Origin of the sequence: Aquamicrobium segne (assembly GCF_042656785.1) — a bacterium.
Lineage (GTDB): Bacteria > Pseudomonadota > Alphaproteobacteria > Rhizobiales > Rhizobiaceae > Mesorhizobium > Mesorhizobium segne.
In genome coordinates this window covers 356,269-369,899 of sequence record NZ_JBHSLL010000012.1, presented here as the reverse complement: position 1 = coordinate 369,899, position 13,631 = coordinate 356,269, and the positions used below count along the sequence as shown (strand labels likewise).

The following is a 13,631-nucleotide window of genomic DNA, read 5'->3' as shown; positions in this document are numbered from 1 at the left end:
TCTTCACCAGACAAGAAAACCGGGATCACACATGATGACAACTGCATTTTTCAAACAGGCACAGGCCCCGCAACCTGAACAGCAGCCCTGCTCCGATACCCGGCATGGCATCACCCGCAATGATGAATATGCGTGGATGCGGGCACAGAACTGGCAGGACGTATTTCGTGACCCCTCGACACTGGACCCGGCAATCCGCGCCCATCTGGAAGCCGAAAACGCCTATCAGGCCCAATTGATGGAAGATACAAAAGATCTTCAAAAGTCGTTGTTCGATGAAATGAAGGGGCGCATCAAGGAAGATGATTCTTCCGTGCCCATGAAGGACGGCCCCTTTGCCTATGGCTCGGCCTACCGGCTGGGCGGCCAGCATCCCCGCTATTTCCGCAAATCGGTGGAAGATGACGGAAATGAAGAAACCCTGCTCGACGGCGATCGGGAAGCGGAAGGAAAAGCCTATTTCCAGCTTGGCGGGCTTGATCATTCCTCTGACCACAAGCGACTTTTATGGGCCTGTGACGATAAGGGGTCCGAATTCTACAGTTTGCGCGTCCGCGATATTGCCACAGCAACAGACCTGCCCGACCAAATCGAAAGCACCGGCGGCAGCGGCACATGGGCCGCAGACAATAGCGGCTTTTTCTACACGCTGCTTGATGACAATCACCGCCCTTCAAAAGTGCTGTTTCACAAGCTTGGTGAGGATACAGTCAATGATCGGCTGGTTTATGAGGAAACCGACCCCGGCTTTTTCATGAATGTCGGCGGCACCCGCGCCAATGACTGGATCATGATCGGCATCAATGATCATGAAACCTCCGAATACCGCATCCTGCCCGCCAATGATCCCTATGCCGAACCAAAACTGGTAGCCGCGCGTGAAGCCGGCCTGCAATATGATCTGGAAGAAGGCGGCGATATTTTCTTCATCCTGACCAATGAGGGCGGCGCAAAGGATTTCAAGATCATGACCGCCCCGGTCAGTGAGCCAGGCCGGCACAACTGGAAGGAACTGGTTGCCCATCAGCCGGGACGACTGATCTTGTCCATCATGAGTTTCAAGGATTTTCTCGTGCGGCTTGAGCGTTTCGAGGGCCTGCCGCGCATTGTGGTGCGCGAGCGGGCAACAGGTGCGGAACACACAATCGCCTTTGACGAGGAAGCCTATTCGCTCGGCATGGCCGGTTCTTATGAATATGACACGCCTATGCTGCGGTTTTCCTATTCCTCCATGACCACGCCTTCGCAATTGTTCGATTATGACATGCGCACCCACAGCCGCACTCTTTTAAAGACGCAGGAAGTGCCTTCCGGTCACGATGCGCAAAACTATGTCACCCGCCGCCTCATGGCCAAAGCCCCGGATGGCGAACTGGTCCCGGTTTCACTGCTCTATCACAGCGATACAAAACTGGATGGCTCTGCACCTTGCCTGCTTTATGGCTATGGCTCTTATGGCATCACCATTCCCGCCTCCTTCAACACCAATTGCCTGTCACTGGTGGACCGCGGCTTTGTCTATGCGATTGCCCATATCCGCGGCGGCAAGGACAAGGGCTATGCCTGGTATGATGATGGCAAGCGGGAACATAAGAAAAACAGTTTTGGCGATTTTATCGCTGTTGCACAGCATCTGGTGGGCGAAGGCTACACCGCCCATGACCGCATTGTCGCGCAAGGCGGCTCGGCAGGCGGAATGCTGATGGGCGCCATTGCCAATATGGCGCCCGAAGCCTTTGGCGCCATCATTGCCGAGGTTCCCTTTGTCGATGTGCTCAACACCATGCTTGATGAAACGCTGCCGCTCACACCGCCGGAATGGCCCGAATGGGGCAATCCCATCATCAGCAAGGATGACTACGAGACCATTGCCGCCTATTCGCCCTATGACAATGTGGCGGCCCTCAACTATCCGCCCATTCTGGCGCTCGCCGGGCTTACCGATCCGCGCGTGACCTATTGGGAACCGGCAAAATGGGTTGCCCGCCTTCGCCAACGCAAAAGCGGGACCAACCCGGTCCTGTTCAAGATCAATATGGATTCAGGCCATGCAGGGGCTTCCGGCCGTTTTTCACGGCTGGAAGAAATCGCCTACACCTATGCCTTTGCGCTTAAAGCAACAGGCAAGGTGGCAACCGCCCCCACTCCCTGACCTGCTTCAGGGCTGAAACAGCGGGCGCTCTAATGAACGCACTTCCGCTGCTCCAGCTTCTTTTTCCAGCCGCATTTATGCGACGCCAGACAAAGCTGTCTGTACTCACAAAATGCTTTAGCGCGCCGGATAGCCATTTGCGTGCGCCGGAATAGCTTTGAGATAGGCCGCGATCGCCTCGCGGTCCTGTTTCGTCAGTTCGGCCATATTCATCTGCACCGCGACCATGGAACCGCCAACGGAATCATAGTCAGGCGTAAAGCCGGTCTCAAAATAGCTGGCAATATCGCCTGCTGACCAGTCGCCAAAACTGCGTGCTCCCGGCGTAATGTTGGGGATCACGCCTTCACCTTCTGCGGCGATTGCTCCGGCCAGCCACTGGCTGGTATCGGTGCCGCCCATAAAGTTGCGCGGCGTGTGGCATTCACCGCAATGTCCGGGCCCTTCGACCAGATATTGCCCTGCCAGAACCGCGTCGGATGCATCGGCAAGTTCAACCATCTTCTGGTTGTTCATGTTCAGGAGCTTCCACAGGCCAATGCCCCGGCGCAGATTGAAGGGAAAGGTCAGATCATGTCCCTTTGCCTTGCCCTCCACTGCCGGCAGGGTCTGCATGAAGGCAAACAGATCGGCAATATCCTGCGGCTTCATCCGGGCATAGGAGGGGTAGGGAAAAGCCGGATAATAATGCTGCCCGTCAGGCGACACCCCCTCCAGCATTGCAGCGGCAAACTCATCCAGCGTCCAGCCGCCAATGCCGTTTTCAGTATCTTGCGAGATATTGGGGGCAACGAAGGTGCCAAAAGGCGTCTTTAACTCCACACCACCGACAAGCTGAAAACGGGCATCGCCTTGCGCATTTTCCTGCGCATGGCAGGACGCACAGCCACTGGCATGAAACATACGCAAGCCGCGCTCGGCATCGCCGGGCCCGGCCTTTGCCATGACAGCAGCATCAAGCTGGCGCGGCGCGGACAAAAACCAGCCCGCGCCAGCGCCCGCCGCAATCACAATGCCAAGAGCGACAATGATTTTCCTGGCTCTGGACATGGCCTGCAATCAGTCCTTGCGAATACGAAACGTCTGGTGACAAGCCCCGCAGCTTGCACCGATAGGCCCAAATTTTGCCTTCAGCCCATCAAGGTCGGTTGGCGCATCGGCTACCGCCACCTCAACGGCATCCTGAAAGGTCTTTTCTGCAGCCTTGAACCCGTCAGGGTCTTCCCAGATGGCAGGTGCAGCGGTCGTATCGCCACTATTGGAACCTTCAGGATAAAGGGCATCAATATCCAGACGGGCGCCATTGTCCTGCATGGCCTGCAATGTGGCCAGCACAGCGGCTGCATCAAAAGCCTCCTCACCCTTCACCACCTTGGAAAGCGCGCCGGTCAGTTGTCCTCTTTCCTTCATCAGGGCCTTCCGGTCGCTTAACACATCTGCAGATACAGCCGTTCCGGTAAGGCTAAGAAGGGAAAGGGCGAGTAAAAACTTTTTCATATGTGGTCCCGTAACTGATGAAGAAACTTGAGGTGCCTCAACGAAGAATCGAAAAGCCAGCCACAACCTGCCCCGAAATTATAAAAAAATCGCCTCACACTTATGTGAAACACAAACGGATTGTGTGTGTGAGGCACCAAGCGGGTTGTGCGCGTGAAGCACAAGCAGATTGCGTAAAAAACAAAGCCCCGGACTTGAACCGGGGCTTTGTAGCTACAAAAATGATCAGGCAGCCTGCTCATACATCTCCAGCACATAATCCCAGTTGATCAGGCTATCGACAAAGGCTTCCAGATATTTCGGGCGGGCATTGCGATAGTCGATATAATAGGAGTGTTCCCACACATCGACACCAAGGATCGGCGACGCACCATGAACCAGCGGGTTCTCGCCATTCGGGGTCTTGGAAATTTCCAGCTTGCCGTCCTTGACCGAAAGCCAGGCCCAACCTGAACCAAATTGCGTGACACCGGCATTGATGAAGTCGGCCCTGAACTTGTCATAGCCGCCCAGATCGCTGTCGATCGCCTTTTGAAGAGCGCCGGGAAGCTTGTTGCCGCCGCCGTCCTTCTTCATCCATTTCCAGAAATGGATGTGGTTGTAATGCTGGGCTGCATTGTTGAAGAGACCCGCATTCTTGCCGAAAGACTGCTTGACCACTTCCTCAACCGAAAGATCACCCATGCCAGCTTCTGCTGCCAGCTTGTTGCCATTGTCCACATAGGCCTTGTGGTGCTTGTCATGGTGATATTCGAGCGTCTCCCTGGACATAAAAGGCTGGAGTGCCTCGTAATCGTAAGAAAGGTCTGGAAGTTCAAAAGCCATTGGTCATACTCCTCAAAAAAATTCGAAAAATTACTGGATTAAAGTGTGTTGCGACTTTTGCTTCGCAATCTCAGCCTTCAAATCCTTGATTTACGTTTGTCCTTAACCCGAAACGGGTCCCCCGCTTGGGATGACAGACTTAACATAGGCTTGCCTGTTGCCGGAACAACTCCGCAAAGCGATACGGCCCATCTTTATTTTATCGCATCTGATAAGTCGAATATGTTTGTGCACCGGAACTTATGGGCTTTCGGGCGATTATTGGAACAGCTTGTTTACCTTCCTTTCAGCAGCAAGAGGTAGGGTTCAAAAATTGTTGCAGATAAGCAACAGTAAGGCCGCCGTCACATGTTTGCCCTTATTTATCCTATCTGCGCCCCAATTCAGCGCTATCTACCTGCCCGGTCGGGAGACAAGGGTGCCGGTGGCGTGCCGGTACAGACAATAAGAAAGATCGAGACTGCACCTCATGGCAACAGATTCCCCCCTGACAGCGCTGACAAGGCGTCGTTTTCTCAGTATGGCGGCAACAGGCGCTGCGGCTGCGACCCTATCGGCCTGCACCACCACGGCAACGGTTCCGCCTGTTTCCCTTCAGCCTCCTGAGCCACAGGCTCACCCCGAGCTTGGCAGCTATGAGTTGATGTACGGCCCGGTGTTTGACGGCGGCTATGAAATTCCGGCTGTCCCTTATCGCAAGATCAATGCAAAATTTCTGCGCCAGATCGTTCCCGACCCGACCGGAGAGCGCCCCGGCACCATCGTGATCGATACTGCGGAGCATTTCTTATACCTCGTGCGCGAAGATGGTCAGGCCATACGCTACGGTGTGGGGCTGGGACGCGCCGGCTTTGAATGGGCCGGGCGGGCTGTTGTGCAATATAAGCGCGAATGGCCGAAATGGACGCCGCCTGATGAAATGGTTGCCCGTCAGCCCGAACTGGAAAAATACAGCATCCGCAATGGCGGCATGGCTCCCGGCCTGATGAACCCGCTGGGCGCGCGCGCACTTTATATTTTCCAGAACAATGAAGACACGCTTTACCGCATTCACGGCTCACCCGAATGGCACTCGATCGGCAAATCGATTTCGTCGGGCTGTGTGCGGTTGATCAATCAGGACATCATCGATCTGCACAGCCGCGTTCCCGGCAAGACGCCCATTCTGGTCACCAACGGGCTGAATGCGCGGATCTCCAGCTATAGCCCAACCGGCGAGGCCATTGATGCAGGTGTTGCCGAAGATTCAACCCTGCTTGGCCGGGTCAGCCGTTCGTGGCTCTAAAGCGTGTCGCGATCTTTCAGATTCATGCGACACGCTTTAAGTTATTGTTATTACGCATGTCTTTACCCCCGAAACTGGTTCCCATTTCGGGAGACAGGCTTTAAAAACAAAGCATCATCATTGATAAAAACGGCGCCCTTTACGGCGCCGTTTTTGTTTCATCCATCATTATTTGCGGCTCAAACTGCCCAAAATGCCGCGCACAAGAGCGCGCCCGACAGAAGAGCCGACCGAACGCACCACGGATTTAAGTGCCGCCTCGGTCACGGACTGGCGATTGGAGGCACGCGGCGCAGCAGGCTTGCGCGTGGTCCGTGCCGGTCCATTGTTGCCAAAGTCAGGCATGGTCCAGCCGCCGCCCTGCTGGCCTTGAAGCTGAGATTGCGCCTGAGCCTGAGCAGCCTGCGCCTCCACGGTGCGTTTTTGCAAAATCTCGAAAGCCGATTCACGATCAATCGGCTGGTCATATTGGCCAGCAACCGGGCTGACAGCCATCACCTTCTGGCGCTCCTGCACGGTGATCGGCCCTATTCGTGATGAAGGCGGGCGGATCAGCGTGCGCTGGACCATTGAAGGGATGCCCTTGTTTTCCAGCGTCGAAACCAGCGCCTCACCGGTGCCCAGTTGCGTAATGACCGTGGCGCAATCAAAATCGGGATTGGGCCGGAATGTGTCGGCCGCCGTTTTAACCGCCCGCTGCTCACGCGGCGTATAGGCGCGCAGCGCATGTTGAATGCGGTTGCCCAGTTGCGCCAGCACCGATTCAGGCACATCGAGCGGGTTTTGCGTGACAAAATAAATGCCCACTCCCTTGGAACGGATCAGGCGCACAACCTGCTCAACACGGTCGATCAGCGCTTTGGGCGCATCATCAAACAAAAGATGCGCTTCATCGAAAAAGAACACCAGCCTTGGACGATCCGGATCACCAATTTCAGGCAATTCCTCAAACAGTTCCGACATCAGCCACAACAGGAAAGTGGCATAAAGGCGCGGATTCATCATCAGTTTGTCAGCCGCCAGCACATTGATGGCTCCGCGTCCATCACGCGACGTGCGCATCAGATCGGTCAGACGCAATGCCGGTTCGCCAAAAAAATGATTGCCGCCTTGCTGTTCCAGCACCAGCAACGAGCGCTGGATAGCCCCGACCGACTGTTTGCTGACATTGCCGTAACGCCCACTGATCTCGGCTGAGCGCTCAGCCAGATTGGCCAGCAATGACTGCAAATCCTTCATGTCCAGCAGAAGCAGACCTTCCTCATCGGCAATGCGGAAGGCGATATTCATCACCCCTTCCTGCGCATCGGTCAGATTCATCAGCCGCGATAAAAGCAGCGGCCCCATTTCTGAAACGGTTGCGCGCACGGGGTGGCCCTGCTCGCCAAACAGATCCCAAAAGACCACCGGAAAATCTTCAAATTCATAAGGGTCAAGCTGAATTTCCTCAGCTCTCTTGAGCAGAAAATCCTTAGATTCCCCCGCCATAGCAATGCCTGAAAGATCGCCTTTGGCATCGGCGCAAAATACCGGCACACCGGCATTGGAAAAACTTTCCGCCAATATCTGCAAGGTAACCGTCTTGCCGGTACCGGTCGCTCCCGTCACCAGCCCGTGCCGGTTGCCATAGCGCAAAAGCAGGTTTTCTGGCCCCTGATAGCTGTCATCGGTCTTGCGGCTTGCGCCCAGAAAAATACTGTCGTCATTTGCCATGATTCAGTTCTCCGCAATCCGGGTATCCATCTCCTGAAGCCTGATTTTATCCAAAAAACTGCACTTTTTTTTCAGGATCAGACCCTCACAGGCTTTTGGGTATAGTCAGCCAGCGGCCAAATTCAAAGACGTATCTTGTTTGAGCCCAAAAACTTCATTGTGATGAAACAGGTCCTGACCCTAAGCAAAACCGGAAAAATATCAGTCATCCTCAACTGACATGCCGATAATCTCCCATTCGCGGTTATTGACACTGACCAACTCGCCGACCTTGCGGCCAAACAATGCGCGCGCCATGGGCGAAACATGGGAAATGGAGCCCTGTGCGGGGTCTGCCTCATCTTCTCCGACAATACGCCAGCGCACCGGCTTGCCGTCCTCATCTTCCAGCGCCACCACCATGCCGAAGCGCACGACATTAGAACCCGCTTCCGGCGCCGACACTTCAGCACTTGCGTGCCTTGCCGCCCAATAGCGCAAATCGCGCGAAATCAGCGCCACCCGCTCACGATCATTATTGGCCTGCGCATTTGTCATTTCTTCCTGCAATTGCGCCAGTTCGGCCTCGATCATGGCCAGCCCCCTGGCCGTTACAAGATTGCGGTGCGCGCTGACAGGCCGCTCGCCAAGCGCGCCAGCAGCATTTTCATTGTCTTCTTCTCGGGTGAAGGCTCTGCTCATAATTGCTCAGGCTCGCAGACCGGGTGATAAAAAGCAACCATATGGTCTGCCTTGGCAATTTTAGTTGATTGACCAGTCAATTAAAAATAAACTCCATACAGGCAGGAGAAAGATAATGCCCCGAACCGGTATGGAGCCGCTGCGCCGCAAGGCGCTGATCAATGCAACAATTTCAACCATAGGTGAGCGCGGAACACTCAATGTCACGGTCGCCGAGATTGCCGGGCGCGCCGGTGTTTCCTCAGCCCTGGCGCATCACTATTTCGGCCCGAAAGAAGAGCTTGTGCAAGCCACAATGCGACAATTGCTGGCCGATCTGGGTCACGACATGGTCAACGCCCTTCACCAGGCCACCTCGCCGCGTGAGCGGGTGTCTGCCATCATTGCCGTCAATTTCAATGCCGGGCAGTTTCGGGAAGAAACGGTTCACGCCTGGCTTGCCTTTTATGTCGAGGCGCAAAACTCGCTGCCCTTGCGGCGTTTGCTGCGCGTTTACGCAAGGCGGCTGCATTCCAATCTGATGAGCGGGCTTGTCGTCCTTGTCCCGCGCCCGGAGGCCGAACGCATGGCCGAAGCCATCGCCGCCATGATCGACGGTCTTTATATCCGCCGCGCACTGCGTGATGGCCTGCCCAATCCAGCCAGCGCCATCTCGCTTGTGGAAGATTACGTCACCGCCACCCTCAAACAACAGGCCATGTCACAATGAGCACACGCCCCAATTTCCTCATCCTTATGGTCGATCAACTTGCCGGAACCCTGTTCCCGGATGGCCCGGCAGATTTTCTTCATGCTCCGCATCTGAAGAAACTGGCGGCACGCTCAGCCCGGTTTCGCAACAATTACACCGCCTCACCGCTTTGCGCTCCGGCGCGCGCCTCCTTCATGAGCGGCCAGCTTCCCTCGCGCACCGGCGTTTATGACAATGCGGCAGAATTTGCCTCCTCCATCCCCACCTTTGCCCATCATCTGCGGAGTGCAGGCTACAATACCTGCCTGTCAGGCAAGATGCACTTTGTCGGGCCAGACCAGTTGCACGGCTTTGAGGAGCGGCTGACCACAGACATCTATCCTGCCGATTTTGGCTGGACCCCGGATTACCGCAAGCCGGGCGAGCGCATTGACTGGTGGTATCACAATCTCGGTTCCGTCACCGGTGCCGGTTGTGCCGAAATCACCAACCAGATGGAATATGATGATGAAGTGGCCTTTTTAGCTGGTCAGAAACTCTATGACCTGTCGCGGCAGTCCGATGATGAAAGCCGTCGCCCCTGGTGCCTGACCGTCTCCTTCACCCATCCGCATGATCCTTATGTTGCGCGTCGCCAATACTGGGATCTTTACGAAGACTGCCCGCAACTGGAGCCGGAAACCGGCTTTATTCCGGCAGAAGAACAAGACCCCCATTCACAGCGGCTTTATCTGGCCAGCGACTATGCCAGTTTTGACATCACGCCTCAAAACATACGCCGTTCACGCCAGGGCTATTTTGCCAATATCTCCTATATTGACGACAAGATCGGTGAATTGCTTGACGTGCTTGAACGTACCCGCATGGCCGGCGACACCATTATCCTGTTCTGCTCCGACCATGGCGACATGCTGGGCGAGCGCGGGCTGTGGTTCAAGATGAGCTTTTTTGAAGGCTCCGCGCGGGTGCCGCTGATGATTGCCGGCTCGACTATTGCCCCTTCTCACATTGAAACGCCTGTCTCCAATCTCGATATCTGCCCGACCTTGTGTGACCTTGCCGGGATCGACATTTCCACCATCATGCCCTGGACAGACGGGCAATCGCTTACCCCACTTCTGCAAGGCGGCGCACGTGCCGAACCTGTCTTGATGGAATATGCCGCGGAAGGCTCTTATGCACCGCTGGTTGCCATGCGCGATGGCAAATACAAGTTCGTGCATTGCGAGATCGATCCACCGCAACTGTTTGATCTTGAATCTGATCTGCATGAACTGACCAATCTGGCGCAAGAGGCACAACATGCCGGTCTGGTGGCCGCATTCATGGAAAAAATCCGTACCCGCTGGGACATGGCGGAGTTTGATGCAGCCGTGCGCCAAAGTCAGGCCCGGCGCTGGGTGGTCTATCCGGCACTGCGCAATGGCGCTTATTTCCCATGGGATTTTCAGCCCCTGCAAAAAGCCTCCGAGCGCTATATGCGCAACCATATGGACCTCAACATTCTGGAAGACCAGAAACGCTTTCCCCGGGGTGAATAACCATGCTTGAAGCTGATTTCGTCATTATCGGCTCCGGCTCGGCCGGTGCCGCCATGGCCTACCGGCTTTCCGAAGACGGCAAACATTCGGTCATCGTCATTGAATATGGCGGCACCGATATCGGTCCGCTGATCCAGATGCCATCGGCCCTTTCAATTCCGCTCAACATGGCGCGCTATGATTGGGGCTTTACCAGCGAGCCGGAACCGCATCTGGGCGGGCGCAAGCTGATCACACCGCGCGGAAAAGTGTTGGGCGGTTCATCCTCTATCAATGGCATGGTCTATGTGCGCGGCCATGCCCATGATTTTGACCACTGGGCACAGGAGGGTGCAAGCGGCTGGAGCTATGCTGATGTGCTGCCCTATTTCAAGCGCATGGAACATTCCCATGGCGGTGAACAGGGCTGGCGCGGTACAAACGGGCCTTTGCATGTCCAGCGTGGCAAACGCAAAAACCCGCTCTATGCCGCCTTCATCGAAGCGGGAAAACAGGCCGGCTTTGAACTGACGGATGACTATAATGGCTCCAAACAGGAAGGCTTTGGAACGATGGAGCAGACCATCCATCATGGTCGCCGTTGGTCAACCGCCAATGCCTATCTGCGCCCTGCCCTGAAACGCAAAAATGTCAGCCTTGTCAGTGGCTTTGCCCGTAAAGTGGTGATTGAGAATCAACGCGCCACCGGCGTTGAAATCGAAGCTGGCAAAAAGATTCAGGTGGTTAAGGCAAAACGTGAGGTTATCATTGCCGCGTCCTCGATCAACTCGCCCAAGATCCTGATGCTGTCTGGTATTGGTCCAGCCCGGCATTTGCAGGAAAATGGCATTCAGGTGATCGCGGACAGGCCCGGCGTCGGCGCCAATCTGCAAGACCATCTTGAGCTTTATATCCAGCAGGAATCGACCCAGCCGATTACGCTTAACAGCGTGCTCAACCCTTTTTCCAAAGCCCTGATCGGGGCGCGCTGGTTATTGTTCAAGAATGGCCTGGGCGCCACCAATCATTTTGAGGCAGCCGCCTTTTTGCGCTCTCACGCTGGTATCGACTATCCCGATATTCAGTACCACTTCATTCCTGCTGCCGTGCGTTATGATGGCAAGGCGGTTGCTGGCGGCCATGGCTTTCAGGCTCATGTCGGCCCGATGCGTTCCAAATCACGCGGCTCGGTCACGCTGCGTTCACCCGATGCATGGGACAAGCCCGTCATCCGTTTCAATTACATGTCGCACCCCGATGACTGGACTGAGTTTCGCCACTGCATCCGCCTCACCCGCGAAATCTTTGGCCAGGCCGCTTTTGATGCCTATCGTGGCAAGGAAATTGCGCCCGGCTCGCATTTGCAGTCTGATGACGAACTTGATGGCTTTATCCGCGATCAGGCTGAAAGCGCGCTGCACCCTTGCGGCACCTGCCGTATGGGCAGGGCTGACGATCTCATGAGTGTAGTGGACCCTGAATGCCGGGTCATTGGTGTGGAAGGATTACGGGTTGCAGATTCCTCCATCTTCCCGCGCATTACCAATGGCAATCTGAATGGCCCCTCCATCATGACCGGCGAGAAAGCTGCCGACCATATTCTGGGCCGCACACCGTTGCCCCCCTCCAATCAGGAGCCATGGATCAATCCGCGCTGGCGTCAGTCGGACAGATGATCCAAACTCCCGCCCCATATAATCTGCACCAGCAACGGAGCTTGCCCATGCGCGCCCAACCCACCGCCTCACATTATGTCAATGGCCGCTATATCGACGATGATCGCGGCGCAGAAATTGCCGTCATCTATCCCGCCACCGGCGAGCGCATTGCCACGCTCCATGCAGCCACGCCCAATATTATTGAACTGGCCATTGAATCGGCCCGTGAAGCACAAGTGGAATGGGCGCACCTCAAGCCGGTAGAGCGCGGCCGTATCTTGCGCCGTGCAGCCGACCTGCTGCGCGAACGCAATGAGGCGCTGGCACGGCTTGAAACCCTCAACACCGGCAAGGCCATACAGGAGACACTGGTGGCCGATGCGCCTTCGGCTGCCGATTGCCTTGAATACTTTGCCGGAGCCATTGCCAGTTTCAATGGCGAGCATATCGATCTTGGCGGGTCTTTTGCCTATACGCGCCGCGAAGCGCTGGGCGTTTGCGTCGGTATTGGCGCCTGGAATTATCCGATCCAGATTGCTGGCTGGAAATCGGCCCCAGCGCTGGCCATGGGCAATGCCATGGTGTTCAAGCCATCGGAAAATACGCCGCTTTCAGCACTGGCGCTGGCAGAAATCTATTCCGAGGCTGGCCTGCCGGACGGGTTGTTCAATGTCGTGCAAGGCTATGGCGAAACTGGCGCAGCGCTGGTCAGCCACCCGGGCGTGGCCAAGGTTTCAGTGACCGGCTCTGTCCCCACCGGCAAGCGTGTTCTGGCTCAGGCCGGAACTGAAATGAAACATGCCACGATGGAACTGGGCGGCAAATCACCCCTCATCATCTTTGACGATGCCGATCTTGAAAATGCCATTGGCGGCGCCATGCTTGGCAATTTCTATTCCACCGGCCAGATCTGCTCCAACAGCACCCGTGTCTTTGTTCAAAAAGACCTGCATGAGCGTTTTGTGACGCGCCTTGTCGAGCGCACGAAAAAAATCCGCATCGGCGACCCGCTTGATCCCGACACCCAGATGGGGCCGCTGGTCAACAAATCCCAGCATGAAAAGGTTCTGTCCTATATTGAGATCGGCAAGCAGGAGGGTGCTACCCTTGCCTGCGGCGGCAATGCACCTTCCCTGCAAGGGTTTGAAGGTGGTTTTTTTGTTGAACCAACGGTTTTTACCAATGTCACCGATGCGATGCGCATTGCACGGGAAGAAATTTTTGGCCCCGTCATGAGTGTTTTGTCTTTTGAGGATGAAAGCGAGGCAATCGCCCGCGCCAACGACACGGACTATGGGCTTGCCGCCGGGGTCTTTACCCGCGACATGGCCCGTGCCCACCGTGTTATTGGCCAGTTGCAGGCAGGAACCTGCTGGATCAACACCTATAATCTCACCCCAGTCGAACTGCCATTCGGCGGCAGCAAGCAGTCGGGCATCGGGCGCGAAAATTCACTGGCAGCCCTTGGCCATTATTCGCAGCTCAAATCGGTCTATGTAGAGACCGGCGATGTCGATAGTCCCTATTGAATAAATTTCAGCCACTAGAGCGCCGTGCGTCCTATCGGACGCACAAAGGACGCTCTAACTCTTTGAATGAGCATCGGAAT

At 55.7% G+C, this 13,631-nt stretch carries 11 protein-coding genes; 6 read left to right on the top strand and 5 right to left on the bottom strand.

Annotation, left to right across the window (positions count from 1 at the left end; genetic code table 11):
- Positions 1-31: 31 nt before the first annotated feature.
- Positions 32-2,152, top strand: coding sequence for a S9 family peptidase (locus tag ACFPLB_RS05020; RefSeq protein WP_378228248.1), 2,121 nt, complete (start codon positions 32-34; stop codon positions 2,150-2,152).
- 117 nt (positions 2,153-2,269) lie between these two features.
- On the opposite strand, the gene ACFPLB_RS05015 is transcribed toward ACFPLB_RS05020, so the two are convergent.
- From ACFPLB_RS05015 to ACFPLB_RS05005, 3 genes are all read right to left on the bottom strand, one after another.
- The gene (locus ACFPLB_RS05015; protein ID WP_378228247.1) at positions 2,270-3,202 is read right to left on the bottom strand and encodes a cytochrome c; all 933 of its coding nucleotides are present in this window, start codon (positions 3,200-3,202) and stop codon (positions 2,270-2,272) included.
- A 9-nt stretch (positions 3,203-3,211) separates the two neighbouring features.
- Positions 3,212-3,649 (bottom strand): c-type cytochrome, encoded by a 438-nt coding sequence (locus tag ACFPLB_RS05010; protein ID WP_378228246.1) that lies wholly within the window; start codon positions 3,647-3,649, stop codon positions 3,212-3,214.
- Between the two features lie 225 nt (positions 3,650-3,874).
- Positions 3,875-4,474 (bottom strand): superoxide dismutase, encoded by a 600-nt coding sequence (locus tag ACFPLB_RS05005; RefSeq protein WP_378228245.1) that lies wholly within the window; start codon positions 4,472-4,474, stop codon positions 3,875-3,877.
- Positions 4,475-4,943: 469 nt separating this feature from the next.
- Between ACFPLB_RS05005 and ACFPLB_RS05000 the strand changes: the two genes are divergently transcribed.
- On the top strand, positions 4,944-5,759 hold the full coding sequence (locus ACFPLB_RS05000) for a L,D-transpeptidase (protein WP_378228244.1): 816 nt from the start codon (positions 4,944-4,946) through the stop codon (positions 5,757-5,759).
- Positions 5,760-5,927: 168 nt separating this feature from the next.
- Here ACFPLB_RS05000 and ACFPLB_RS04995 read toward each other — a convergent pair whose 3' ends face one another.
- A complete protein-coding gene (locus ACFPLB_RS04995) occupies positions 5,928-7,472 on the bottom strand; it encodes a helicase HerA-like C-terminal domain-containing protein (protein WP_378228243.1) in 1,545 nt (514 codons plus the stop codon).
- 201 nt (positions 7,473-7,673) lie between these two features.
- On the bottom strand, positions 7,674-8,153 hold the full coding sequence (gene greA / locus ACFPLB_RS04990; RefSeq protein WP_378228242.1) for a transcription elongation factor GreA: 480 nt from the start codon (positions 8,151-8,153) through the stop codon (positions 7,674-7,676).
- A 115-nt stretch (positions 8,154-8,268) separates the two neighbouring features.
- On the opposite strand from greA, the gene betI reads away from it, so the two are divergent.
- Genes betI through betB form a run of 4 tightly spaced genes read left to right on the top strand, consistent with a single transcriptional unit; the run spans position 8,269 to position 13,551 of the window.
- Complete coding sequence (gene betI, locus ACFPLB_RS04985; protein WP_378228241.1) at positions 8,269-8,862, top strand: choline-binding transcriptional repressor BetI; 594 nt, start codon at positions 8,269-8,271, stop codon at positions 8,860-8,862.
- Positions 8,859-10,385 (top strand): choline-sulfatase, encoded by a 1,527-nt coding sequence (betC, locus tag ACFPLB_RS04980; RefSeq protein WP_378228240.1) that lies wholly within the window; start codon positions 8,859-8,861, stop codon positions 10,383-10,385. The genes betI and betC overlap by 4 nt, the downstream gene beginning before the upstream one ends.
- Before the next feature lie 2 nt (positions 10,386-10,387).
- Positions 10,388-12,040 (top strand): choline dehydrogenase, encoded by a 1,653-nt coding sequence (gene betA, locus ACFPLB_RS04975; protein WP_378228239.1) that lies wholly within the window; start codon positions 10,388-10,390, stop codon positions 12,038-12,040.
- A 47-nt stretch (positions 12,041-12,087) separates the two neighbouring features.
- Positions 12,088-13,551: a betaine-aldehyde dehydrogenase gene (betB, locus tag ACFPLB_RS04970; protein WP_378228238.1), complete on the top strand. Its 1,464-nt coding sequence runs from the start codon at positions 12,088-12,090 to the stop codon at positions 13,549-13,551.
- Positions 13,552-13,631 lie beyond the last annotated feature (80 nt).